Consider the following 24,459-nt stretch of genomic DNA (forward strand, 5'->3'; position numbering starts at 1 on the left):
GCGGGGGGTGGGCGGGGGGGGGGGGGGGGGCCCGCCCCCCCCCCCCCCACCGCCGGCACCGGCGACCGACGGGCCGACCCTGCGGGGTCGGCCCGTCGTCGTCGCGGCAACCGCGGCCCGTATTGACAACCATCGACTTAGGGGTGAGGCTGGTGTGAGAGCGCTCTCTCGATGCACCGCGACCACCACCAGTCCGGCCAGGGAAGCTCCGATGTCTACGGCGGCGGCGCCGGAAGGACCCTGACCCTCCCCGACAGGAGCCAAGAGATGGAAAGCGCCGCACCCCAACCCGTCGGCCGCGGCCGGCTACGCCTCGGCACCGCGATCGGTGCCCTGCTGGTGCTGCTCGGCAGCTACGTCGTGGCCAGCACCGCACCGGCCGACGCCGCCCCGGGCATCAACGCCATCCGGGTGGCGGAGTTCCCGGCCGACTGCACGTACAGCCACCGCCTCCCGGACGACCCCATCGTCCTGCCCGGGCTGCCCGGCGCCTCGCACATGCACAGCTTCTTCGGCAGCACGGTGACCAACGCCCACACCACGCTGCCCGACCTGGTCGGCTCCGCCACCACCTGCAACCCCCGGGTGGACGTCTCGTCGTACTGGGTACCGACCCTCTATCGCGACAACGTGCCGGTGGAACCGTCCATCGCCACCTTCTACTATCTCGGCGAAGGGGTGCGTCCCGACGTCGTCGCGCAGACGCAGCCGTTCCCGCTGGGCCTGCGCCTCGTCGCCGGAAACGCCCGGGCCGCCGGACCGGGCGACAGCATCGCCCGCTGGTCCTGCCTGCACGCCGGGCACGTGCCGCCGTCGAAGAACTTCGTCAACTGCCCGGCCGGCACCATGCTGGAGTCGTACCTCGACTTCCCGCAGTGCTGGAACGGCCGCGACCTCGACTCGCCGGATCACAAGAGCCACCTTGCGTACCCGGTGAACCAGGCCTGCCCGGCCAGCCACCCGGTGCACGTGCCGAAGCTGCGGCAGGTGCTGCGGTACCCGGTCAACGGTGACCCGTCGCGGCTGCGACTGGCCTCCGGGCCGGGCTACACGATGCACGGCGACTTCTTCAACGCCTGGCCGGTGGAGGAGCTGGCGCGGCGTGTCCGCGACTGCATCCGTCCGGTCATCAAGTGCGGCCACGACGGCAGGCCGCTCTGAGTCGACAGGTGACACCCGGCGGCGGACCCGGTCGTACCGGCCCGCCGCCGGGCGCCCGCGAAGGAGGTCGCGTGCGAGGCCCGCTCGCCGCGCTGCTCGCCGCCCTGCTGCTCGTCACCGGGTGCGACGCCGGAACATCGCCGATCACCGAAACGCCGACCGCCACGGGACCGGCGCCGTCGCGCACCGGGTCATCGCCAGCCCTCGCACCTGCGGCCGAGCCACCCTCGACCGGCGGGTCGACCACCACAGTGTCCCCCGGTACGACCGGACACTTCAGCGCCACCGACATCGCCTGGCTGCAGCTGTCGGTGGCCATGGCCGAACGGCTGCTGCCGATGCTCGACCTGGTGCCGGACCGGACCGCCGACCCGGCCTGGCGGCGGCTCGCCATCCGGATCGCGAGCGGCGAACGGACGCACCTGACCCGGTCCCGGCGACTGCTGGCCGACTCCGGCGCACCGCTGGCCAACCCACACGAGGGTCACGACATGCCCGGCATGATCACCGACGCGGAACTGACCGCGCTGCGCTCGGCCACCGGGCGGGCGTTTCACCACTTGGTCGCCGGGCACCTGCGGGCGCACCTGACGCAGTCGGTGCGGATCGCCACCGCCGAGCAGCAGGCCGGGACCGACCCGGCGACCACCGCGCTGGCCGCGGCCGTGGTCCGGGTCGGCACCGCCGACCTCGCCCGGCTCGACCACCTCGACCGGTCAGCGCAGGATTCCGGTCCCGACGTCGATCAGTTACCCGGTGGCGAACCGACGCTTCCCCAGATGCCTGCCGCGCCCCGGTGACGGCGACCCTCGCGCCGACGGCGATCCGATCAGGGACCGCCCGCACCACACATCCAGGTTGGGTACCGGTCCCCGGGTGGGTAGGAGGTGCGGGAAACCAGGGGAGGAGGCCCGATGCGACGCACCGTCACGTTGGCCGGTGTCGTACTGCTGCTGCTGCTGACGGGCTGCCGCTGGCCCAGGGACGCCGGCACCACAGCGCAGGACGTCCATGGCGGGGTCATGCGGGTCGGGGTGACCGAGGCACCACCGTGGACCCGGGTCACCGACGACGGGGCGGTCACCGGCGCCGAGGCGCAGTTGGTCCAGCGCCTGGCGACCCGGCTGAACGCCCGTGTGGAGTGGTACCCGGGCTCGGAGTCGACGCTGATGGCGGCGCTGCATGACCGGGTGCTGGACCTGGTGATCGGTGGCCTGGACGCGAAGGCACCCTGGACCGAGCAGGCCTCGTTGACCCGCCCGTACGTCACCATGCGTACCGTCGTGGCCGTGCCGCCTGGCGTGGCCGCACCGGAGGAACTGGCGGAAACGCGGGTAGCGGTGCCGGCCGGCACCGTGGAGGTCGCGACGCTGCGCGGTTCGGACGCGACGCCGGTGCCGGTGCCCCGGGTGACCGGGCGGGAAGGTCTGCCGGTGGTGGTTGGCCAGTGGCGCCTGGTTGAGCTGGGGCTGCGGGAGACCGACCACGAACTCGCCAAGCACGACCATGTGTGGGCGGTGCCGCCCGGAGAGAACGGATGGCAGGTCGAGGTGGAGCGGTTCCTGCTGGCGCTGTCCCATGCCGAGGTCGAAGCGCTGCTCGCCGACGCCGAGCGCGAGCAGGTGACACCGTGAGGGTGTACGACCGCTTTGAGCTGCCACCGGACAAGGCCGAGCTGCATCGGCGAGCCGTCCGGCTGGAGTGGTGGACGATCGGGTTCTTCGTCGTGGCGATCACCGCGCTGGCGCTCGTCCTCGGCCAGTCGCAGGCGATGAAGGCGGCCTGGATCGAGGACATGCTCGGCCTGGTGCCACCGGCGGCCTTCCTCATCGCCGCCCGCTTCCGCAACCGCGCACCCAACGAACGTTTCCCGTACGGGTACCACCGCTCGGTGAGCGTGGCCTTCCTGGCGGGGTCGGTGGCGTTGCTCGGCCTCGGCGGATACGTCGTCTACGACTCCCTGACCCGGCTGATCGCCCGGGAACGGCCGCCGATCGGGATGATCGAGGTGTTCGGTGAGCGGGTGTGGTTGGGCTGGCTGATGATCGCCGTGCTGGTGGTCACCATGGTGCCGGCGATCCTGCTCGGTCGGGCCAAGCTGCGCATCGCCCGGCAACTGCACGACAAGGTTCTCTTCGCCGACGCGGAGATGAACCGCGCCGACTGGTTGACCGCCGCGGCGGCGATCCTCGGCATCATCGGCATCGGCGCCGGCCTGTGGTGGGCGGACGCCGTCGCCGCCCTGGTCATCGGCGGTGACATCGTCCGCGACGGCGTCCGGACCTCGCGGAGCGCGATCGCCAACCTGATGGACGACCGGCCCCGGGTGGTCGACAGTGATCACCCGCATCCGCTGTACGACCGCCTGCTCACCGCCGTGCGTGACCACGACTGGGTCGCCGACGCCTGGCTGCGGTTACGCGAGGAGGGTCACGTTTTCGTCGGTGAACTGCTCGTCGTACCCGTCGCCGGCACCGATCGCCTGGTCCAACGTCTGGAAGACCTCGGCGCCTTCGCCCGGGAGTTCGACTGGCGGATGCACGATCTCGTCGTCGCGCCCGTGAGCCGTATCGAACCAGCCACGGTCACTCAACCGACCCGCCGGGCGCGGGCCAGCACGAACCCGCCGACGACCACGGCGATCAGCCCCACCACCAGCGCCACATAGCCGCCGCCCCGCCCGTTGCCGGTGCCGATACCACCGTCCGAGGTGAGCACGACCAGGCCACCGAGCGTCATCCCGAACACCCCCGCAGCCAGGGCGCTCCAGCCGGCCCGCGCCCGGCCGGTACGGAAGCGACCGGGGGTGAGCGCCAGTCCGCCGACGATCACCCCCGCGAGTGCCAACAGGGCGGCCACTGTCGATCCGATCCGGCCAGCGCCCATGCTGATGCCCTGTGCGAAGACCGGGTCGGCCGCGATGCGCGTGGTCACGGGTGCGGCGAGTCCGGCCCCGGACGGGATGGCCGCGGCGGTGGCGAACACGAGCCTGACGATCGTCACGTCTGTCTCCTTTGTGGTGTGTCTGGTCGTGGATCCGACTCACCGATCATGTCGGCGGGCGACCCGGCACTCATCCGGCCGGCGTAGGCACTTTCGGCTGCCGCAGCCGGCGTGACCGGCTGCCACGTACGGCGCGGCCGTCGCACCACTACCGCGTACGTGGTAGCCGGCCAGTCGTCCGTGAGCAGGAGTCGCCGGGCCGCGCCGGCCGGTTAGGGTGCGCCCATGGGCGAGCGGTGCGGGCGGATCCTCAGGCGCGCCGCGGTCGGGGACTGGACGATCGCGGTGGGCGTAACGGCGGTGCTGCTGGTCGCCGCGCTGTCCGCGACCCGCCCCGCCACCGGGGCGGGTCTTCTCGGCTACGCCTGGTTGGTGACCGGCGGCCTGGCCCTGGTCGCGCGTCGACGGGCACCGGTCGTGGTGCTGGTCGTCACCGGGGTGTGCGCGGTGGGCCACCAGGCGACCGGCATCGAGGTGCCCGCCGTCGCGTTCCTGTTCGCGGTCTACGCGGCCGTACGCGCGGGGCACCGCACGGTCACGGTCGTCGCGGCGGTCGCGATGCTGGTCTCCCTTCCGCTGGCGTCCCTGGCGCTACCGCCCGGGCTGCCCGTCGGCGAGGCACTCGCGCGGGCCCGCGACGCCCTCGAAGTGGCCTGGCTGATCGCCGCCGGGGCGGCGGGGGAGGCGCTCCGGCAGGCCGAGCGGCGGGCGGAGGAGGCCGAGCGCACCCGGGAGGAGACGGCACGACACCGCGCCGACGAGGAGCGGCTGCACATCGCTCGGGAACTGCATGACTCCCTCACCCACCAGATCTCGATCATCAAGGTGCAGGCCGAGGTCGCCGTGCACCTGGCCAGCCGGCGCGGCGAGCCGGTGCCGGAGGCGCTCGCGGCCATCCGCGAGGCCAGCCGTGAGGCGACCCGGGAACTGCGCGCGACCCTGGAAACACTGCGCGCCGACGGCACCGCCACCGCACCCGGGCTCGACGAACTCCCGGATCTGGTGCGACGGGCCCGGTTGGCCGGTCTGGACGCGACGTTGGAGATCGACGGACAACGGCCCGACGTGCCGGTCGCGGTGGGCCGCACCGCCTACCGCATCGTGCAGGAATCCCTCACCAACATCACCCGGCACGCCTCCGCCGCCACGGCGTCGGTGCGGCTCGACTACCGGCCGGGCATCCTCGCGATCCGGGTGGACGACGACGGCGACGGCCCGCCCGCCCGGGCGGCGACACCTGGCGTCGGACTGCTCGGGATGCGGGAACGCGTCGTCGCTCTGGGCGGACTGCTGCGGGCCGAGGCCCGCGACGAGGGCGGGTTCACCGTGCACGCCGAGCTTCCGGTGGGCACGGCATGATCCGTGTCCTGCTGGTCGACGACCAACCGCTGCTGCGCAGCGGCTTCCGCGCGCTGCTCGACATCGAGGACGACATCGAGGTGGTGGCCGAGGCTGCCGACGGCGAGCAGGCGTTGACCCTGGCCCGGGAACACCTGCCCGACATCGCGCTCGTCGACATCCAGATGCCGGTCCTGGACGGCATCGAGACGACCCGGCGCATCGCCGCGGATCCGGCCCTGGCCGGCGTGCACGTGGTCATCCTGACCAACTACGGTCTGGACGAACACGTCTTCCACGCGCTGCGCGCCGGTGCCGCCGGTTTCCTGGTCAAGGACATCGAGCCGGCGGATCTCGTGCACGCCGTCCGGGTGGCCGCCCGTGGCGAGGCCCTGCTCGCGCCCTCGATCACCCGCAGGCTGATCGACCGGTACGTCACCGAGCCGCTACCGAGGCAGACCGGTGCGCGGCTCAAGGAGCTGACCAGTCGCGAACGGGAGACGGTCGTCCTCCTCGCACAGGGCCTGTCCAACGACCAGATCGCCGAACGCCTGGTGATCAGCCCGCTGACCGCCAAGACCCACATCAACCGGGCGATGACCAAACTTCACGCCCGGGACCGAGCCCAGCTCGTGGTCATCGCCTACGAGTCCGGCCTGGTGGCGCCCCGCCACCGCTGATCCCGATGGCGCGTCGCGGCCGACGTACTCGCCGTCTGTCGGACCGCCGTGGCACGATCGCACAGGTGACCAGCAGATCCACCAGCGAACAGCGCCTCGGCGACCTGGCCCGGCTGCGCCGCGTGCGTGACCGCATCGACCGGGAGTACGCGCAGCCGCTGGACGTCGAGGCACTCGCCCGTGGGGTCAACATGTCGGCCGGGCACCTCAGCCGCCAGTTCCGGCAGGCCTACGGCGAGTCCCCGTACGGCTACCTGATGACCCGACGCATCGAGCGGGCGATGGCGCTGCTGCGCCGTGGCGACCTCAGCGTCACCGATGTCTGCTTCACGGTCGGCTGTTCGTCGTTGGGCACCTTCAGCACCCGGTTCACCGAACTGGTCGGCGTGCCGCCGAGTGTCTACCGCCGGGAGGCGGCCCGCGCCACCAAGGGGATGCCCTCCTGCGTGGTGAAACAGGTGACCAGACCGATCAGGAATCGAGAAGCAGCGGCCCCCGCGCCGCGGTTAGCGTGACCGCCATGGACATCACGATCAACGCCAGCTTCCTGCCGCACACCGACCCGGACGCCAGCCTGGCCTTCTACCGGGACCTCCTCGGCTTCGAGGTCCGCAACGACGTCGGCTACCAGGGCATGCGTTGGATCACCGTCGGCCCACCCGGTCAGCCCGGTACGTCGATCGTGCTGCACCCGCCGGCTGCCGACCCGGGGGTGACCGAGGAGGAGCGCCGTACCATCACCGAGATGATGGCCAAGGGCACCTACGCCTCGATCCTGCTGGCCACGCCCGACCTCGACGGCGTGTTCGAGCGGTTGCAGGCCAGCGACACCGAGATCGTCCAGGAGCCGACCGAGCAGCCGTACGGGGTTCGTGACTGCGCGATCCGGGACGCCGCCGGCAACATGATCCGTATTCAGGAAGTGCGATGAGCAGCGACAACCGGTCGGCGTCACCGGCCGCCGACAGCCACGATCTGATCCGGGTGCAGGGTGCCCGGGAGAACAACCTCAAGGACGTCACCGTCGAGTTGCCGAAGCGCCGGCTGACGGTGTTCACCGGCGTCTCCGGTTCGGGCAAGAGCTCGCTGGTGTTCAGCACCATCGCGGCGGAGTCGCAGCGGCTGATCAACGAGACCTACAGCGCGTTCATCCAGGGCTTCATGCCGACGCTGGCCCGTCCGGAGGTCGATGTCCTCGACGGGTTGACCACCGCGATCATCGTCGACCAGGAGCGGATGACCGCCAACCCGCGCTCCACCGTCGGCACCGCCACCGACGCCAACGCCATGCTGCGGATCCTGTTCAGCCGGCTCGGCAAGCCGCACATCGGCTCTCCGCAGGCGTTCTCCTTCAACGTCGCCTCGATCAGTGGCGCCGGCGCGGTGACCATCGAACGTGGTGGCACCACCACGAAGGAACGGCGCAGCTTCAGCATCACCGGTGGCATGTGCCCGCGCTGTGAGGGCACCGGGCGGGTCACCGACATCGACCTGACCGCGCTGTACGACGACAGCAAGTCGTTGAACGAGGCCGCGATCACCGTGCCCGGTTACAGCATGGATGGGTGGTACGGCCGGATCTACCGGGGCAGCGGCTTCTTCGACCCGGACAAACCAATCCGGAAATACACCAAGAAGGAGCTGCACGACCTGCTCCACAAGGAGCCCACCAAGATCAAGGTCGACGGGATCAACCTGACGTACGCGGGTCTGATCCCGCAGATCCAGAAGTCGTTCCTGTCCAAGGACGTCGAGGCGATGCAACCGCACATCCGCGCCTTCGTGGAGCGGGCGGTCACCTTCACCACCTGCCCCGACTGTGGTGGCACCCGGCTGAGTGAGGCGGCCCGATCGTCGAAGATCGCGGGCGTGAACATCGCCGACGCCTGCGCGATGCAGATCAGCGATCTCGCCGAGTGGGTGCGCGGGCTGCGCGAGCCCTCCGTCGCCCCGCTGCTGGCGTCGTTGCAGCACACCCTCGACTCGTTCGTCGAGATCGGGCTCGGCTACCTCAGCCTGGACCGGCCCTCCGGGACGCTCTCCGGCGGGGAGGCGCAACGCACCAAGATGATCCGCCACCTCGGCTCGTCGCTCACCGACGTCACCTACGTCTTCGACGAGCCCACCATCGGGCTGCACCCGCACGACATCCAGCAGATGAACCGGCTGCTGCTGCGGCTGCGCGACAAGGGCAACACCGTACTGGTCGTGGAGCACAAACCGGAGACGATCGCCATCGCCGACCATGTCGTCGACCTCGGTCCCGGCGCCGGCACGGCAGGCGGCACCGTCTGTTTCGAGGGCACCGTCGAGGGGCTGCGGGCCAGCGGTACGCTCACCGGCCGCCACCTCGACGACCGGGCCACCCTCAAGAAGTCGGTGCGTACGCCCACCGGGCACCTGCCGATCCGGAAGGCCTCGACGCACAACCTGCGCGACGTCGACGTCGACATCCCGCTCGGGGTGCTGGTCGTGGTCACCGGCGTCGCCGGTTCGGGCAAGAGTTCCCTGGTGCACGGGTCGATCCCACCCGGCGCCGGAGTGGTGTCGATCGACCAGGGCGCGATCCGTGGCTCACGGCGCAGCAACCCGGCGACGTACACCGGGCTGCTCGACCCGATCCGCAAGGCGTTCGCGAAGGCCAACGGGGTGAAGCCGGCGCTGTTCAGCGCCAACTCCGAAGGCGCCTGCCCCACCTGCAACGGTGCCGGCGTGATCTACACCGACCTGGCGATGATGGCCGGCGTCGCCACCGTGTGCGAGGAGTGCGAGGGCAAGCGGTTCCAGGCATCCGTCCTGGAGTACCATCTCGGCGGCCGTAACATCGCCGAGGTGCTCGCGATGCCGGTCACCGAGGCGGAGGAGTTCTTCGGCGACGGCGAGGCACGTACGCCGGCCGCGCACCGCATCCTCAACCGGCTCACCGAGGTGGGCCTCGGCTACCTCAGCCTCGGCCAGCCGCTGACCACGCTCTCCGGCGGCGAGCGGCAGCGGCTCAAGCTGGCCACCCACATGGCCGAGCAGGGCGGGGTCTACGTGCTCGACGAGCCGACCACCGGGTTGCACCTCGCCGACGTCGAGCACCTGCTCGGCCTGCTCGACCGGCTCGTCGACTCCGGCAAGTCGGTGATCGTCATCGAACACCACCAGGCGGTCATGGCGCACGCGGACTGGATCATCGACCTGGGTCCGGGTGCCGGTCACGACGGCGGCCGGGTCGTCTTCGAGGGCACCCCCGCCGATCTCGTCGCTGCCCGGTCCACCCTCACTGGCGAACACCTCGCCGCATACGTGGGCGCCTGAAAAGCCACCGGAGAGGTCACTGGTTCGAATGAGGGTTTGCGCGGTGAGCGCCCCCTTTCCTGAACCGTGTGCTCGGGGCTCGTGAACAGCAGCGGGTGGCACGTGGGCGAGCGCGCGTGGCCGCACCTCCCTGCCGGACGAAGCGCTCGGACCTTACGTGCGAGAGGTCGGAGTGCCTGCCAGGATGCGGGGCCGGCCGGCGTGTGAGGGTTATGAGGCAGCCTGCGAGTCGGTAGCGTTGGGCGTGTCTTCGGCCCTGTGGGTCGGTGGTGCGTCCGGCGCTACGCGAGGAGGTTCCGGGTGGATTCCTTGCCGGAGTTGACGTTCGGGCAGCGGTTGAAGGTCTACCGGGAGCGGTCCGGGAAGACTCGGGCGGTCCTTGGTGGGTTGGTGGGTCGTAGCGCCGAGTGGGTCAAGGCCGTGGAGACGGACCGGATCTTGCCGCCGCGTCTGCACATGCTGGACCGGATCGCGCGTGCCCTCAGGATCGACGTGTCTGCCTTGGCTGTGGAGCTGGGTGACCGGTCTGCGGTGGTCAATGGGCCGGAGCATCCGGCGTTGGCGTCGGTGCGGGATGCGGTGAACCGTGTCGCGTTCGTCGGTGACCTTCCGGCGGAGTCGTTGTCTGGTCTGCGGGAGCGGCTTGCGGTGGCGTGGCGGGCGCGTCATCAGGCGTCGGATCACCGGACGGTGCTGGGCGGGTTGTTGCCGGGGTTGCTGCGGGATGTGCAGCGTGCCGTGTTGGTGTACGAGGGCGACGAGCGGCGGCAGGCGCAGGCGTTGTTGGCGGAGACGCTCGGGTTGGCGCAGATGTTCATCGCGTACCAGCCGGCGGCCGAGTTGTTGTGGCGGGTGGCGGATCGGGCAATGGTGGCGGCGCAGGAGTCCGGTGATCCGGAGGCGGTTGCCAGTGCGGGGTGGTTCCTGTGTCAGGTGCATCGGGACGCCGGGGATTGGGACACCGCGATGGCGGTGACGCTGGATGTGCTGTCGGCCGTGGAGTCGGCGACGGTGGACGGGAGCACGAATCTGCTGGCGTTGTGGGGTGCGCTGAACTTCGAGGCCGCGTACACGGCCGCTCGGGCCGGTGAGGAAGGGCGGGCCTGGCGGTACTGGGACCGCGCGGACCGGGTGGCGCAGCGTCTGCCGCAGAGCTTCTACCAGCCGCAGACGTCGTTTTCTCGGGTCATCATGGGCGCTCACGCGGTGACCGTGGCGGTGGAGTTGCAGAAGTCCGGCGAGGCGGTGCGGCAGGCCCGCCGCCACGATGCGGCGGCGATCCCGTCGAGGCCGCGTCGGGCACGCCATCTGATCGAGGTCGCGCGGGCGCACTACGGCAAGGACGACACGGAAGCGACAGTGGCGACGCTGCGGCAGGCGTACGAGTCGGCTCCGGAGACGATCCGCTACAACGGGTACGCCCGCCAGATCACCTTGGACCTGCTCGACGGGCCGCGCGCCACCCGAGATGGTGCCCGTGACCTCGCTGTCCGAGTCGGACTTGTCTCGTGATCCAGAGGTAGGAACTTACCCATTCCGCCGTGCAACCGACCGTAGCTTCTCGCTCACGGGATGCGGCGGGCGGTGCGAGTCACGCCTGGTCGCCGCGTCCCCCTCGATCAGAGGGCGAAGAGGCTGCCCTCGTGAGCGACGAGGGAGGGTGCGTGCGGCGCGTCTCGTACGACGAGTACCTGTCGGCCACCGCGTTGACCTTCGCGCGGCGGCATCGGCCCGTGTGGTCGTGGCAACTGTGGCGGCGTGTCTGTCGCTGCGGTGCCGACCTGCCGTGCCGTGCTCGGCACCGTATCCCGATCAATCGTGGTCACTGGCCGCAGGAGGGCGAGCAGTGACCGGCGGGCCGGAGCGGACGATCCTTGCGGTGCACGTCCGGGGGCTAGATGGAATGTTCGCCGGTTGCCGGGTGTGGTGGTCGCGGCTGTCGCCGTACCCCTGCTGGCAGGTGGAATGGGCGACCAGTCGGCAGGCCCACGCGAGCGTGACCCGGTTCCTGGACGGTGTGCGGTGACCAGCCACGGCCCGGTGTTGCCGATCTGGAGCTGCGGGGGCTGCGACCTGCCCTGGCCGTGTCCGACCCGGCGGCGGGAGCTGCGCGCGGAGTACGCCGACGCTCCGGTGTCGCTGGCGCTGTACCTCGGTGCCTATCTCGTCCAGGCGGCCGAGGACATGCCCTGGGCGCCAGCCGGCGCACTGCACCGCCGCTTCGTCGGCTGGACCAGGCAGCCGCCGGAGGTGCCGCAGCGAAGTACAGCAACCACGCCGGCCGAACGGGGAAAGAGTGTCACCAGGCCGAATGACCTATAGCCCGATCCGGCCCGCGGGCCCTCGCCATTCGATCGTGATGATCATCACCGTGGAGTGAAACCTACTCTCGCCGGAGGGTAGGTTCGGTGCCGGTCGTCGAGGTGCGGCTACGGCCCCTCGCGGTCTCTTGAGCGGTGTTCTCCTGGGTAATGATGCCCGGAAACGTCCGATCGGTACTGGTATGTACAGATTACGCCGACCCTGCGGGGAGCGGCACCGGGTGTGCGCTCGACGCGTAAACCCCTGAGCGGAAACGGCTGTATGTCCTCGATGTTGTCCGCGGTCACCCGGCCGCGTCTGTCCCGCCCGTCCTGGCTGTCGCCGAGGGTCTTCCGGACCGAGGTCCTCGCCGGGCTGGTGGTGGCCCTGGCGCTGATCCCGGAGGCGATCAGCTTCTCCATCCTGGCCGGGGTGGATCCGCGGGTCGGACTGTTCGCCTCGTTCACCATGGCCGTGGTCATCTCCATCTGCGGTGGCCGGCCGGCGATGATCAGCGCGGCTACCGGCGCGATCGCCCTGGTCGTCGCACCCCTGGCGAAGGAGCACGGCCTCGACTACCTGATCGCCGCGGTGATCCTGGGCGGGGCGATCCAGGTGCTGCTGGCCGCCCTCGGGGTGGCGAAGCTGATGCGGTTCATCCCGCGCAGCGTGATGGTCGGGTTCGTCAACGCCCTGGCCATCCTGATCTTCGCCGCCCAGGTGCCGCACCTGCTCGGGGTGCCGTGGCTGGTGTACCCGCTCGTCGCCCTGGCCCTAATGATCATGGTCGGGCTGCCGCGATTCACCCGCGTCGTCCCCGCGCCGCTGGTCGCGATCGTCGTGCTGACCGTGATCACGGTCGCTGCCGCCGTGACCGTGCCTACCGTCGGTGATCAGGGTGAACTGCCGAACAACCTGCCCACGCTCGGCCTTCCGCAGATCCCCTGGACGATGGACACCCTGGCGCTGATCGCCCCCTACGCCGTCGGTATCGCGCTGGTCGGGCTGATGGAGTCGCTGATGACCGCCAAGCTGGTCGACGACATCACCGATACCCACTCCAACAAGACCCGCGAGTCCTGGGGGCAGGGCGTGGCCAACATCGTCACCGGCTTCTTCGGTGGCATGGGCGGCTGCGCCATGATCGGCCAGACGATGATCAATGTGAAGGCGTCCGGCGCCCGGACCCGCCTGTCGACGTTCCTGTCCGGCGTCTTCCTGCTGATCCTGGTCGTCGCCCTCGGTGACGTGGTCGCCACCATCCCGATGGCCGCCCTTGTCGCCGTGATGGTCATCGTCGCGGTTTCCACCTTCGACTGGCACTCGGTCGCCCCCGCCACCCTCAAGCGCATGCCGCTGGGCGAGACCCTGGTCATGGTCACCACCGTCGCCACCACCCTGGCCACCCACAACCTGGCCATCGGCGTCGTCGCCGGCGTGCTCACCGCCATGGTGATCTTCGCCCGCCGGGTCGCCCACCTCGTCGAGGTCACCAGCGTGCTCGACCCCGACGGCGGCACCCGGATCTACTCCGTGCACGGCGAGCTCTTCTTCGCCTCCAGCAACGACCTGGTCTACCAGTTCGACTATGCCGGCGACCCGGAGAAGGTCATCATCGACATGAGTCGCGCGCACGTCTGGGACGCCTCATCCGTGGCCGCCCTCGACGCCGTCACCACCAAGTACGCAGCACGGGGCAAGACCGTCGAGATCGTCGAGCTGAACAAGCCCAGCGCTGCCATCCACGGCAGCCTTGCCGGCACCCTCGGCGCGGGTCACTGATGCCTCGCACCGACCGCGAGGCCGGGCCGCGACCCCTCAGTGGCCCGGCGGCGGGCCGACTCATGCAGATCGGCGAGGCCGCCGAGCGGGTCGGCCTGAGCATCCGCACCATCCGGCACTACGAACAGGTCGGGCTCATCGTCCCGTCGGCGCGTACCGACGGCGGCTTCCGCCTCTACACGGAACCCGACCTGGACCGCCTCGGGGTGGTCAAACGGATGAAACCCCTCGGGTTCACCCTCGACGAGATGCGTGACCTGCTCGGCGTCCTCGACGCGCTGCCCGCCAGCGACGGCGCGGAACGTGCTGCCCTGCTCGACCGGCTCGCCATGTTCCACACCCTCGCCGCCACCCGGGTCGACGCGCTCCGCGAGCAACTGGCCACCGCCGAGGGCTTCGCCGACACCCTGCGGCGGCGAATCGACAAGCATCCGCTCCAGAGCTGATCGGCAGGGCGTCTCGGCCGGCGTGGGTCGGGGCACGGCCAACGGTGTGTGAGCGGCCGGGCCGTGCGCTGCCGGGTCCTGCCGGTACCGGCTCGACGGCCGGTCAGTCGCCCAGCAGGCCCGCGTGCCCGGCGAGCGCCGCGGCCTCGGCGCGGGTGCCGACCCGCAACTTGCGCAGCAGCGCGGCGGTCATCCGTTTCACCGTGCGTTCCGAGACGTGCAGCTGGTCCGCGATGGCCAGGGTGCTGCTGCCGGCGGCGATCGACCGGAGCAGGGCACGCTCCTCGGCGTCGAGAGCGACCCGGACGCCCGGGCTGCCGTGCAGCAGGTCACGCAGCAGGTGTGCCGGCAACACCGCCCACCCGTCGAGAACCGCCAACAGGGGCGGCAGCAGCGCCTCGGGTTCGGCACTCTTCGGCAGGAACGCCTCGGCGCCCGCTCGCAGCGCCTCCACCGCCGGCGTCGGATCGCTGTCACCGGACATCGCCACCACGCGCACCCGCGGGGTCGTGCGGCGGATGGCCGCCACGGCGCGGATGCCGCCCGGGGCCGGCATGTGCAGGTCGACGAGGGCCACGTCCGGTAGGCACCGGCACATCAGCGAGGCCGCCGCGGCGGCGTCACCGGTGGCGCCCACCACCCGTACCCGACCAGCGGTGGCCGACGGCAGCAGCAGTTCGAGTCCACGGGCGAACAGCGGGTGGTCGTCGACGACGGCCACCCGGATGGCCGGGGACTCGGACATGCCTGTTCCCTTCCCGAGCGGGTACCGATCATGCGGCCGGTGCCACCTCGGGGGAGTGGGGAACGGATGCGCGGACGGTACCTCGGACGACTGCGGGAGGCGCTGCGCCGTACCGACGTTCCCGTGGGTGGTGCCCGGGCCGCCGGCTCCGGTGACCTGCTGCTGCGGGTGCTGTGCCACGAACTTCGTACGCCGGTCACCTCGTTGACCTCGTTGACCCGGGCCCTCGCCGACGAGACGAGCCCGCTGACCGGCGAGCAGCGTCGGGCCATCTCCGCACTGGCCCGCGACCACGCGGCGTACCTGCAGAATCTGCTCACCGAGGCGGCGACGAGCGTGGGCGCCCTGACCCTGATGGCCGGGCGGAACGACCATGCGGTGCCGCTGGCGGAGATACTGCCCGCCGTCGCGATGCTCGTACCGGCGGAGCGGCGGCGTGTCCGGGTCACCCGGGAAGCCGCGCGGTGTGCGGTGTCGGCCCGCCGTACCCGGCAGATGGTGGGCAACCTGGTCGAGAACGCGCTGCGCCACGGACCGGCCGCGGGACGGGTGGGCATCCACGCGACGTGCCGTGGTGCCGACCTGAGCATCAGGGTGCTGGATGAGGGACACGTGACGGACACCCTGATCGAGGCGCTGCGCCGGCCCGCCCCGACCGTCGGCATGTCCGGCCTGGGCCTGTGGATCGTCCGGGAACTGGTCGCCGTCGACGGCGGCCGGGTACGCCTGCACCGGCTGCGTCCGACCGGGGTGGCGGTGGAGGTGCTGCTGCCGGCCCGCCGGGCAGGTTGACCCGTCCGGGCCGCCGGTTGGCCCGCACGGGCCCGCGATCGGGGAAGTGACCTCGGTGACAGCTCAGCTCATCGAGGAGGGCGCGTGTTCACCCATATCAAGGACCTGCAGTTCGAGGCGAAGCCGGACGGTCCCGACGCGGCGTTCGCCCGCCGGCTCCAGGAGATCCTGGGCGGCAAGTGGGGCGAGATGACCGTCGCCAACCAGTACCTCTACCAGGGCTGGAACTGCCGGCTGCCGGGCAAGTACAAGGATCTGCTGCTCGATGTGGGCACCGAGGAGATGGGCCACGTCGAGATGATCGCAACCATGATCACCCGGCTGCTCGACAACGCGCCGTTGTCGTTGCAGGAGGCTGCCGAGGACAACCCGATGGTCGGGGCGATCTACGGCGGTTCCAATCCCGCACACTTCATCCACGGCGGCGGCGGGGCGATGCCGGTCGACAGTGTGGGAGTCCCGTGGAGCGGCAGTTTCGTCACCGCCAGCGGCAACCTGATGGCCGACTTCCAGCTCAACGTCACCGCCGAGGCCCAGGGTCGCCTTCAGGTGTCGCGTCTGTTCAACATGACCGACGACCCCGGCGTGAAGCAGATGCTCCGCTTCCTGCTGGCCCGCGACACCATGCACCAGAACATGTGGATGGCCGCCATCGAGCAGCTCAGGGAGGACGGCCTGGAGGAGATGCCGGTGCCGGACGCCTTCCCCGACTCGCCGGACTTCACCGAGCAGTTCAGCTACACGTACCTGGACTTCTCTCCCGGCGAGGACGCCGCACAGGGGCGCTGGGCCTCCGGACCGACGCCGGACGGCAAGGGGGAGTTCCGCTACGAACACAGCCCACGCGCCCACGCGCCCGAACCTGTCCTGCCGCCGGGTGACCCGCGCCTGTACGGCACCAACCCGGGCATGGCGCAGGGCGTGGTCAACACCGTCAAGAGCAAGATCAGTTGACGTCGTCCCGCCGGGCCGTCCACCGGAGCGGGTGGCCCGGCGGGTGACGCCCGCCCGAGGAGGTGTGCCGTGACCGAACTCGTGCTGCGCCCGCTCGCGGACGCGTTCATGCAGGTGGGTGTGTACGTCGCCGTGATGGTGGCGCTGTTCGGCTGGCTGCGCTGGAGGTACGGGGACCGGGTCACCGACGGGCTGACCCGTCGCCGCCGGGTGGGCCCGCTGGTCGGCGCGCTGCTGGGGGTCACGCCGGGCTGCGGTGGCGCGATCATCCTCATGCCGCTGTACGCCCGTGGCAAGGTCTCCTTCGGCACCGTGGTGGGTGCGCTGGTCGCGACCATGGGCGACTCGTCCTGGGTGGTGCTGGCCTGGAACCCGCTCTTCGCGCTGCAACTGCACGCGCTGCTGTTCGTTGCCGGCCTGGCCACCGGGTACGCCGTGGACGCCCTCGGCATCGATCCTGCCCGGTCCGCCGCCCGCCGACCGGTGCCCGTGGCGGCACCGGTGGACCTCGCCGCCGACGTCGGGCCCGATCTCACCGTGTCCCGTCGGCTGTTCGGTACACTGCTGCCCCGGGTGCCCGCGTCGACCGCGTTCTGGGGGCTGACGACGCCAGCCTTCGCGGTGTCCGTACCGGTGGTGTTCCAGATCGTCGACCCGGCGGCGCTGACCGTGATCGGCGGGATCGACCCGTACCTGGCGCTCGGGGTGCTCGGCACGCTGGTCGCGGCGCTCATCTTCGCCGCCGGGCGGGGACGGCTGGCCGACGACACCCTGGAGACCGCGCACGCCAGCACCAGGGCTGCGACGCTGCGGCACAGCGCCCACGAGGCCTCGTTCGTCACCGTCTGGGTGGCGGTGGCCTACCTCGGCTGGCAGGTGCTGAGCACCACGACCGGCTTCGACGGTTCGCAACTCGTCCTGACCGGTCTCGTCGGTGTGCTGGTCGGTGCCCTGGTCGGCCTGGTACCCGGCTGCGCCCTGCAGATCGTCTTCACCGGCCTCTACGTCAGTGGCGGCCTGCCGCTACCCACGCTGGTCGCCAACGCGATCAGCCAGGACGGGGACGCCCTGATCCCGCTCGCCGCGCTGCGCCGCCACAGCGCGGTCATGGCGACCGCCATCACCACCGTCCCCGCGGTCGTCGTCGGCGGGGCGCTGCTCGTGTTCTGGTGAACCGGCCGAAGGAGCATGCCATGTCGTACTCGACGACGGACCCCGTCGCGCTGTCGCGGATCCGGCGCAAACTTGCCGTCTTCAGCGGTCTGAGCCTCGTCGCGGCGGCCGTGGGACTGCCCGCCTGGTCGGTCGCGGCCCTGGTGCTGACCAGCCTGGCCATCCCCGTCGCCGTCGGGCTGGCCGGAGGCGGCAGCCGCGTGCGCCAACTGCTGCGACCGGGCTCGAACCCGGGCGGCGGCGAGAACCGATCCCCGGAGCGTGGCCCGCGACGCACCCGCCCGTCGACCTGACGAAGGTTCACTCCGGATGTCGTCCCGGCCACCTGCTGTCCATGCGATGTCAACCTGAACTCCTCCCAGCGCCGGTACCTTGCGGTCTCCGTGAGTCGTGCCGGGCCTGCCCGGTGGGCGCGTCACGGTGCGCCAACGAATTCAGACAACGCTCAGACGGGTAGCGGGGGAAGGCGGTTCTTCGGGTGTGGCTCGGGGCTGACAAGAAGGAGTTCGAGGCATTCCTCGAATCCGCTGACGTTTACTGGCGCAAGAATCTCGGCTCCACGACGTCCCAGAACTACCTCGTCGTCGAGGTGTTCCACCAGGACATCAGGGTGGCGATGCGCAATCTGTCCGTCGCCAACGCGATCCGCCGCATCGTTCCCGCCCAACTGGTCGTCGTGACCGGTGTGGAGCAGATGTGGCACGAGGCGCTGTGGACCGAGTTCGACGTGAAGCTCGTCGAGCGGATCGCCGCCGCCTACGGGGCCAGCCAGGTCATCGACTTGTACCGCCTCGTGGAGGGGCCGGCCAACTCCGCCACCCCTGGTGCCGTGCCGGTGGAGCTGTTCGGACGGCCGCTGCCCCCCGGCGCGCCGGTCAGTGAGGAGACCCTCGCCGAGTTCGTCAGCGCCACCTACTGCCGGGTGACCAAGCGGCCCCGGCCGCCGGAGGACCCCGGCGCCGACCCGCGCTACCGCCGACGGCAGGCGCTGGCCCGGGCCATCTCCTCGGCCTACGACGCCCTGCTCGGCAGCGGCTCGGTGGTCGCGTTGGTCACCAGTCATGTCGACTACGACCACTGGGGGCTCGCGGTGGACTCCGCCCGCCGGGCCGGGGTGCCGGTCGTGCACACCCAGCAGACGGGGTGCCTCAAGGCGTACGCGCTGTTCCCGGAGAACGACACCGGTGAACACACCTTCCGTGGCGAACTCACTAACCAGATCGGTGCCTTCTTCGAACAGCGGGTGTGGTCGCGACGCAACGAGGTGCGGCGCAGCGCCGAACTCGTCGCCTGGCGGTCGAAGGTCAACCTGGGTCGGCCCAGCTGGTGGCGGGGCGGTGCCAGCGCCTCCGTCGACATCACCAACAGCAGTGAGCGGGCCCGGCTGCGCACGCACTTCGCGGCCCGGCTGGGGTTCGACCCGGCCCGTCCGGTGGTGGCGGTGTTCAACCACGCCGTGTCCGACGCGCCCGGCACGAACCACCAGTCGTTCCCGACGCTTGCCGACTGGTTCGAGGAGACCGCCCAGTTCGCCAGCACCGCCACCGAGGTGCAGTGGCTGTTCCAGGACCATCCGAGCCAGTTCCGCTACGACAGCACCGACTTTTTCGACTCGGTCGCCCGACGGTACGCCCGACACCGGCACATGGTGTTCCAGCCCAGCAAGGACCTGAGCAAGAACGGTCTGTGGAGCCTCGTCGACCTGGGCGTGACCGTGCGCGGCAGCGTCAGCAACGAGCTGCCGGCGTACGGCATCCCGGTGATCCAGGCCGGCTGGTCCGAGTGGAGTGAATGCGGTCTGTCCACGGTGGTCAACGACCCGGAGACGTACTGGAAGGCGCTCGACGCCGCGATCAGCGCCATGCTCAACGGCGAGGAGGTCATCTCAGCCGAGCAGGTCGAGCGGGCCCGCCTGTGGCTGTGGTTCTACCGCAGCGCGACCGACCTGTTCACCCCTCAGGTGCCGCACTGGGAGGTCTGGCCGGCCGACTACCTGCTGCGCGCGGTGCGGACCTCCTTCCGGCACATCGAGAGCGACGCGGACCCGGTCTTCGAGGCCGTCGAGCGCATGTGGACCCGGCGCGAGCCGGTGCTGACCCGGACCGATCTCCAGGTGCCGGGAGGTGTCGGGTAGTGGCGATCGGTACCTGGTTCGCCACCGAGTTCGACGAGCCGATCCCGGCCCGGGAACTACCCGCGACGTTCACCTCGGGTGGAGATCCCGAGGTGTTGCTCGCCGACCAGGTTGCCCGGGGCGTCGCGATCGTCGGCCGGGTCCAGAGTGGGTCCGGCGCGGTCGTGCTCAAGATTCGCACCGACGGCCGCCCGGTCCGCGTCCGGGTCGACCTGCACATCGACGGTGCCTCGCAGACCGCCTGGTCACGGGCGGCGGCACCGACTCGGGGCATGCGCGAACTGCCACGACTGGTCATGGTCCGAGCCCAGGGCGAAGGCCGGGCCGCCGCGCTGATCAGCCGCCAACGGGGACGGTTGCGGATGGTGGAGGCCCACGCCTGGGTGGAGTTCGACCTGCGGGCCGACGAGGTGGGCGACGACGGCCTCCTGATCGTCGAGGTGGTGGACGGCCCGTTGCCGCTCTGGGCGGCGACCGAGCTCAGCCCATTGGCGGCGATCGGCGTCCGGATCAACCAGGTCGAGATCGTCGCGATCGACGCGGCCGAACAGCGCGAGGGTGCCGCTCGATTCGCCGGTGCCGACGCGCAGTGGGCCGGGCTCGTCAGCGCCGGCGGCCTGGTCGGGGCGCGAGGTCGTGGACAGGGACATCCCCGGTCGAGGTTCGTCGTGGTCAACGCCGCCGACCCCACCGTACGGTGCCGGCTGCGGATCTCGGCCGCCACGGCCCCACCGGCCGCGGTGCGTGAGCCGAGCCAGCAGTGGCTGCGCCGCCAACAGGGCCAGACCGTGCTGAAGGCGTTCCGGGTGGCGCAGCGTGGGGCGGGATACGCGCTGTTCGAGGCGTCGCCGTTCACCCGGCCGCCGCACCCGGACCGGCTGGTCGTCCGGGCTGTACATCTGGTCGACGGCACCGAATGCCGGGTGAACGCTGTCCCGCAGGGCGAGGACGCCCTCGACGTGGTGGTCGAGCGTACGGCTCCCGGTCCGGTGCTGGTCGGGCTCGCCGAGCGGGACACCCCGGCGGTACGGCGGCGGGTCGCCGAGACCGTCTGTCAGCTCGTCGAGCTGGAGTGCCACCGGTGACCGAGCATCACCACCACGACCTGACGCTCAGCGATGATCCAGCGGCCAACCGGCGGGCCCTCGAACAGGTCCTGGCGTCCGGGACCGGAGGCACCCTGCGGCTGCCGGCGGGCACCTTCACCCTGGACCGGGGAGTGGTGCTCGGCCCGGGCTGGACGTTGACCGGCGCCGCGCACGGACCCGGGCCGGTGACCACGTGGCTGACGTCGTCCTCGTCGGCCGGCGAGCCCATCGTCCACGTGCTGGGTTCCCGGGTGACGATCCAGGACATCGGCTTGCGCCCGCCGCCGTGCGCGCCCGGCGAGCACGGCGGCGACCGGGGCACCGCCATCACCATCGGGAACTACCTCTACCCGGCCGAGACGGAGTGGATCGAGAACATCCAGATCCGACACGTCCAGGTCGAGCGCCACGACGAACGCGCCGCCAACTGTGTCGCCGTCATGGGCGCGGTACGCGACATCACCATCAGCGACGTGTCCATCGTCGGCGGCTGCACCGGCATCGCCGTGCACTGGGGTGCGGTCGGCGACGGTGTCGACTCGATCGTCGGCCCCTCCTACCACCCGCACCACCTCGACATCCGTGACCTACGCGTGTCCGACGCGTTCGAGGGGTTTTACCTCAGCTCGGTGCACGACGTGACGGTGGACCGGGTCCACCTGAGCGAGGTCGAGATCGGCTTCCGGCTGCTGCCGGGCGACAACACGGACCGGTTCCACTCCGGCGGCGACAACCCGGTCGGCGCGCGGATCCGCGTCCGCGGTGCGTACGTGGCCTGGAACGGTCCGTTGTACGCGGTCCGGATCGCGGGCTGGGGACGCAGCGAGATCGACCACTCGTTCCGGGTACTCGACTACCGGGACGTGGTGGTCCGGGACTGCACGTTCGTGCCGTTGCCGCTCGCCACGGCCGGGTCCGGCGAGGCGCGGCGTCCGCGGTCGCCCGTCGTCGTCGAGCAGGCCTCCGGTGTGATCCTGGAGGGGATCCGCGTCGACCTGCGGGCGGACGCGGTTCTGGCCGGCCCGCCACCCTGACCGGCGGTTCTCACACGGAAAGCGCCGGGTCCTCTCGGGCGCGGCGCCCGCGCACCGCCGGGCGCGCTCCGGCGGTACCGCCACGCCGCCGGATGATCCATTCCGCGAGCACCACGTTGATCAGCCAGGCGGCGGTCATCGTCCCGGTCCGGCCGGACGTCGTGAGTGGACCGACGGCGGCGAGCCAGGCCAGCTGGGTGAAGAACTGGGTACCCGCGCCCATCCCGATGGCGTAGCCACGGATCATCCACGCGCGGTGTCGGCCGAAGTCACGGCGGCGGACCGCCACGAAGCCGAGGACGATCGACCCGGCCATGGCGACGCTGACCACCACCCGGACGGCGACCAACGCGCCACTGTCGAAGGACCCTGGCGGCAGGAACAAGGTCAGCCACAGGCCGCTCAGCGCGGTGAGCAGACCGCACGGGATCAGCAGCCGACCGGCGACCCGGTGCCAGCGGCGGTGGCGCCGGCGGAACCGGGGCGCGAACTGGAAGGCGCCGAGGACGCTGAACACGGTCACCGCGACGATGTGGGCGACCACGGGCAGCGGGGCCGAGGTGATCCGGTCACCGTCGGGCAGCACCTGGGCGCCGCCGGCGAACTCGGCGAGGCGGAGGCCCCCGGCGAGGACCGGTACGGCGGCGAGCACCAGCAGGCCGGCAGGGATGAGCCAGTTCGATCTGGCGGAAGACGTCACAGCGGTGCGTCCCTTCTGCTGAGGGCAGGACCGTGACCCCGTCCCCGTCCCCGGCCCACCCGGCGCTGGGTGGACGCGGGACGCGGTTCAGTCGGGGAGGGACCCGGTCGCTCCTGCTCCGTCGATCCTGGCGAAGTGCCGGGCGAGACTCATCGGAGTGCGGGCCGACGAGGACTCGGCCGATGGACGGGACCCCCGGCCGTACTTTGGGTCGGGATGCCGGCGGTGTTCAATCATCAGGTGGCCATCCGCGTGATCGTCGCCGACGACCAGGAGATCGTCCGTACCGGACTGACGATGATTCTCAACGCCCAGCCGGACATCGAGGTGGTGGGCGAGGCGGGTGACGGTCACCGGGCCGTCGACCTCGCCCGGCGGCTCCGACCCGAGGTGTGCCTGTTCGACATCCGGATGCCCGGCGTGGACGGCATCGAGGCCACCCGCCGCCTCGCCGGGCCGGCCGTGGTCGACCCCCTGGCGGTGGTCGTGATCACCACGTTCGACCTCGACGAGTACGTCTACGCCGCGCTCCGCGCGGGAGCGCGTGGTTTCCTGCTCAAGGACGCCGGCACGGCCCTGCTCACCCAGGCCGTGCGGGCTGCCGCCGCCGGTGACGCGCTCATCGCGCCGAACATCACCACGCGGCTGCTGCGGGCCTTCGCCGACGCGGGTCCGGCCGCGCCGCCACCGCAGCCGGTCGACGCGCTCACCCTGCGGGAGGAGGAGGTGCTGCTCGCCGTGGCGCGGGGTCGCACCAACACCGAGATCGCCGACGAGTTGCACATCAGCCTCAGCACCGTGAAGACGCACATCGCCAGCCTGATGGTCAAGATCGGTGTCCGTAACCGGGTGGAGATCGCGATGTGGGCGTACCAGACCGACCGCGTCCGCCTGGGCCGCTCGGGGTAGCGCCTCGCCCACGAGGGTCTTCGCGGCCGGGGCCGGGGGCGGTCTTCACGTGGCGTTCACGGGGCTTGTGGCGCGATGACATTTATTGATCGAGATGTTTGCGAGAATCCTGATGTCGCCTGCCGCGCCCCCAAGTCGGGTTCCCCCACCCGCCGTCGCAGGAGACAGTCAGGAGTCGCCCCGTGGCTCACCTACGCAGGGTCGCCGTCGTCTCGGTCATCGCCGTCGTCCTGTCGGTCGTGCTCGTGCCGTCGGCCGCCCAGGCCACCCCGCCCAACATCCCCTCGTACAGCACGGCGGTGAGCCGGCTGAACTCCCTCACCGTCGCGGCCGAGTCGCACCAGTCCAGCTACAGCCGTGACCTGTTCCCGCACTGGATCACCATCACCGGCGCCTGCAACACCCGCGAGCAGGTGCTCAAGCGGGACGGCAGCAACGTGGTGGTGAACTCCAGCTGCTATCCGACGTCCGGGTCCTGGTACAGCCCGTACGACGGAGTGACCCGCACGAACCCCGCCGACATCTCCATCGACCACGTGGTGCCGCTCGCCGAGGCCTGGCGGTCGGGCGCCTGGGCCTGGACCACCGCACGGCGCCAGACCTACGCCAACGACCTGGGTGGACCGGAACTGTGGGCGGTCACCGGCACCGTCAACTCGTCGAAGGGCGACAAGGACCCGGCCGCGTGGAAGCCGCCGCGCGCGGCCTTCCACTGCACCTACGCCCGGGCGTGGATCCAGGTGAAGTGGTACTACGGCCTCACCGTGAACAGCGCGGAGAAGTCGGCGCTGAGCACCATGCTCAACACCTGCTGAGCCGGCACCGGTGACCCGGGGGCGTGACGTCGACGACCTCACGCCCCGACGCTGGCGCCCCCCAGGTCGAAGTCCTCCCCATACTCGTCCGGGCGACCCGA

26 protein-coding genes are annotated in these 24,459 nt (G+C 70.9%); 23 read left to right on the top strand and 3 right to left on the bottom strand.

Features of this window, described 5'->3' with window-relative positions; translation table 11 throughout:
• Positions 1-267: 267 nt before the first annotated feature.
• The 4 genes from V5O40_RS24325 (at position 268) to V5O40_RS24340 (ending at position 3,829) form a co-directional block, all read left to right on the top strand.
• A complete protein-coding gene (locus V5O40_RS24325; protein WP_164447003.1) occupies positions 268-1,161 on the top strand; it encodes a DUF1996 domain-containing protein in 894 nt (297 codons plus the stop codon).
• A gap of 71 nt (positions 1,162-1,232) precedes the next feature.
• On the top strand, positions 1,233-1,961 hold the full coding sequence (locus V5O40_RS24330; RefSeq protein WP_332907615.1) for a DUF305 domain-containing protein: 729 nt from the start codon (positions 1,233-1,235) through the stop codon (positions 1,959-1,961).
• A 114-nt stretch (positions 1,962-2,075) separates the two neighbouring features.
• The gene (locus V5O40_RS24335) at positions 2,076-2,795 is read left to right on the top strand and encodes a substrate-binding periplasmic protein (RefSeq protein WP_332907616.1); all 720 of its coding nucleotides are present in this window, start codon (positions 2,076-2,078) and stop codon (positions 2,793-2,795) included.
• Entirely contained in the window at positions 2,792-3,829 is a 1,038-nt protein-coding gene (locus V5O40_RS24340) for a cation diffusion facilitator family transporter (RefSeq protein WP_332907617.1), read from the top strand. Before V5O40_RS24335 ends, V5O40_RS24340 begins: the two co-directional genes overlap by 4 nt.
• Here the strand turns inward: V5O40_RS24340 and V5O40_RS24345 are convergent.
• Positions 3,751-4,164: a DUF6223 family protein gene (locus V5O40_RS24345; protein ID WP_332907618.1), complete on the bottom strand. Its 414-nt coding sequence runs from the start codon at positions 4,162-4,164 to the stop codon at positions 3,751-3,753. The genes V5O40_RS24340 and V5O40_RS24345 overlap by 79 nt on opposite strands.
• 225 nt (positions 4,165-4,389) lie before the next feature.
• On the opposite strand from V5O40_RS24345, the gene V5O40_RS24350 reads away from it, so the two are divergent.
• The 10 genes from V5O40_RS24350 (at position 4,390) to V5O40_RS24395 (ending at position 14,014) form a co-directional block, all read left to right on the top strand.
• Positions 4,390-5,523 carry a sensor histidine kinase gene (locus tag V5O40_RS24350; protein WP_332907619.1) on the top strand — a complete coding sequence of 378 codons (1,134 nt, stop codon included), beginning with the start codon at positions 4,390-4,392 and terminating at the stop codon, positions 5,521-5,523.
• On the top strand, positions 5,520-6,182 hold the full coding sequence (locus V5O40_RS24355) for a response regulator transcription factor (protein WP_332907620.1): 663 nt from the start codon (positions 5,520-5,522) through the stop codon (positions 6,180-6,182). Before V5O40_RS24350 ends, V5O40_RS24355 begins: the two co-directional genes overlap by 4 nt.
• Positions 6,183-6,247: 65 nt before the next feature.
• Positions 6,248-6,697: a helix-turn-helix transcriptional regulator gene (locus V5O40_RS24360; protein ID WP_332907621.1), complete on the top strand. Its 450-nt coding sequence runs from the start codon at positions 6,248-6,250 to the stop codon at positions 6,695-6,697.
• A 5-nt stretch (positions 6,698-6,702) separates the two neighbouring features.
• Positions 6,703-7,113 carry a VOC family protein gene (locus V5O40_RS24365; protein WP_332907622.1) on the top strand — a complete coding sequence of 137 codons (411 nt, stop codon included), beginning with the start codon at positions 6,703-6,705 and terminating at the stop codon, positions 7,111-7,113.
• Entirely contained in the window at positions 7,110-9,485 is a 2,376-nt protein-coding gene (locus V5O40_RS24370) for an excinuclease ABC subunit UvrA (RefSeq protein WP_332907623.1), read from the top strand. Before V5O40_RS24365 ends, V5O40_RS24370 begins: the two co-directional genes overlap by 4 nt.
• A gap of 300 nt (positions 9,486-9,785) precedes the next feature.
• Complete coding sequence (locus tag V5O40_RS24375) at positions 9,786-10,997, top strand: helix-turn-helix domain-containing protein (protein WP_332907624.1); 1,212 nt, start codon at positions 9,786-9,788, stop codon at positions 10,995-10,997.
• Positions 10,998-11,145: 148 nt separating this feature from the next.
• Positions 11,146-11,511: a hypothetical protein gene (locus V5O40_RS24380; protein ID WP_332907625.1), complete on the top strand. Its 366-nt coding sequence runs from the start codon at positions 11,146-11,148 to the stop codon at positions 11,509-11,511.
• Positions 11,508-11,807: a hypothetical protein gene (locus tag V5O40_RS24385; protein WP_332907626.1), complete on the top strand. Its 300-nt coding sequence runs from the start codon at positions 11,508-11,510 to the stop codon at positions 11,805-11,807. The genes V5O40_RS24380 and V5O40_RS24385 overlap by 4 nt, the downstream gene beginning before the upstream one ends.
• Positions 11,808-12,068: 261 nt before the next feature.
• Complete coding sequence (locus tag V5O40_RS24390) at positions 12,069-13,568, top strand: SulP family inorganic anion transporter (protein ID WP_332907627.1); 1,500 nt, start codon at positions 12,069-12,071, stop codon at positions 13,566-13,568.
• Positions 13,568-14,014: a MerR family transcriptional regulator gene (locus V5O40_RS24395; RefSeq protein ID WP_332907628.1), complete on the top strand. Its 447-nt coding sequence runs from the start codon at positions 13,568-13,570 to the stop codon at positions 14,012-14,014. The genes V5O40_RS24390 and V5O40_RS24395 overlap by 1 nt, the downstream gene beginning before the upstream one ends.
• A gap of 103 nt (positions 14,015-14,117) precedes the next feature.
• Here the strand turns inward: V5O40_RS24395 and V5O40_RS24400 are convergent, their stop codons facing one another.
• On the bottom strand, positions 14,118-14,759 hold the full coding sequence (locus tag V5O40_RS24400; RefSeq protein WP_332907629.1) for a response regulator transcription factor: 642 nt from the start codon (positions 14,757-14,759) through the stop codon (positions 14,118-14,120).
• 66 nt (positions 14,760-14,825) lie between these two features.
• Between V5O40_RS24400 and V5O40_RS24405 the strand changes: the two genes are divergently transcribed.
• From V5O40_RS24405 to V5O40_RS24435, 7 genes are all read left to right on the top strand, one after another.
• Positions 14,826-15,551 carry a sensor histidine kinase gene (locus tag V5O40_RS24405; RefSeq protein WP_332907630.1) on the top strand — a complete coding sequence of 242 codons (726 nt, stop codon included), beginning with the start codon at positions 14,826-14,828 and terminating at the stop codon, positions 15,549-15,551.
• Positions 15,552-15,635: 84 nt separating this feature from the next.
• Positions 15,636-16,505 carry a manganese catalase family protein gene (locus V5O40_RS24410; RefSeq protein ID WP_164446993.1) on the top strand — a complete coding sequence of 290 codons (870 nt, stop codon included), beginning with the start codon at positions 15,636-15,638 and terminating at the stop codon, positions 16,503-16,505.
• 69 nt (positions 16,506-16,574) lie between these two features.
• On the top strand, positions 16,575-17,678 hold the full coding sequence (locus V5O40_RS24415) for a putative manganese transporter (RefSeq protein WP_332907631.1): 1,104 nt from the start codon (positions 16,575-16,577) through the stop codon (positions 17,676-17,678).
• 20 nt (positions 17,679-17,698) lie between these two features.
• The gene (locus V5O40_RS24420; protein ID WP_332907632.1) at positions 17,699-17,971 is read left to right on the top strand and encodes a hypothetical protein; all 273 of its coding nucleotides are present in this window, start codon (positions 17,699-17,701) and stop codon (positions 17,969-17,971) included.
• Positions 17,972-18,156: 185 nt separating this feature from the next.
• A complete protein-coding gene (locus V5O40_RS24425; protein ID WP_332907633.1) occupies positions 18,157-19,812 on the top strand; it encodes a hypothetical protein in 1,656 nt (551 codons plus the stop codon).
• Entirely contained in the window at positions 19,812-20,897 is a 1,086-nt protein-coding gene (locus tag V5O40_RS24430; protein WP_332907634.1) for a hypothetical protein, read from the top strand. The genes V5O40_RS24425 and V5O40_RS24430 overlap by 1 nt, the downstream gene beginning before the upstream one ends.
• Positions 20,894-21,934, top strand: a complete 1,041-nt coding sequence (locus V5O40_RS24435; RefSeq protein ID WP_332907635.1) for a pectate lyase family protein — start codon at positions 20,894-20,896, stop codon at positions 21,932-21,934. The genes V5O40_RS24430 and V5O40_RS24435 overlap by 4 nt, the downstream gene beginning before the upstream one ends.
• Before the next feature lie 10 nt (positions 21,935-21,944).
• On the opposite strand, the gene V5O40_RS24440 is transcribed toward V5O40_RS24435, so the two are convergent.
• On the bottom strand, positions 21,945-22,634 hold the full coding sequence (locus V5O40_RS24440; protein WP_332907636.1) for a DUF2306 domain-containing protein: 690 nt from the start codon (positions 22,632-22,634) through the stop codon (positions 21,945-21,947).
• 240 nt (positions 22,635-22,874) lie between these two features.
• On the opposite strand from V5O40_RS24440, the gene V5O40_RS24445 reads away from it, so the two are divergent.
• Both V5O40_RS24445 and V5O40_RS24450 read left to right on the top strand, forming a co-directional pair.
• Positions 22,875-23,543, top strand: a complete 669-nt coding sequence (locus tag V5O40_RS24445) for a response regulator transcription factor (RefSeq protein ID WP_332907638.1) — start codon at positions 22,875-22,877, stop codon at positions 23,541-23,543.
• Positions 23,544-23,725: 182 nt separating this feature from the next.
• On the top strand, positions 23,726-24,358 hold the full coding sequence (locus V5O40_RS24450; RefSeq protein WP_332907637.1) for an HNH endonuclease family protein: 633 nt from the start codon (positions 23,726-23,728) through the stop codon (positions 24,356-24,358).
• The last annotated feature ends 101 nt before the right edge of the window (positions 24,359-24,459 follow it).

Origin of the sequence: Micromonospora palythoicola, from assembly GCF_036689795.1 — a bacterium.
Lineage (GTDB): Bacteria > Actinomycetota > Actinomycetes > Mycobacteriales > Micromonosporaceae > Micromonospora > Micromonospora palythoicola.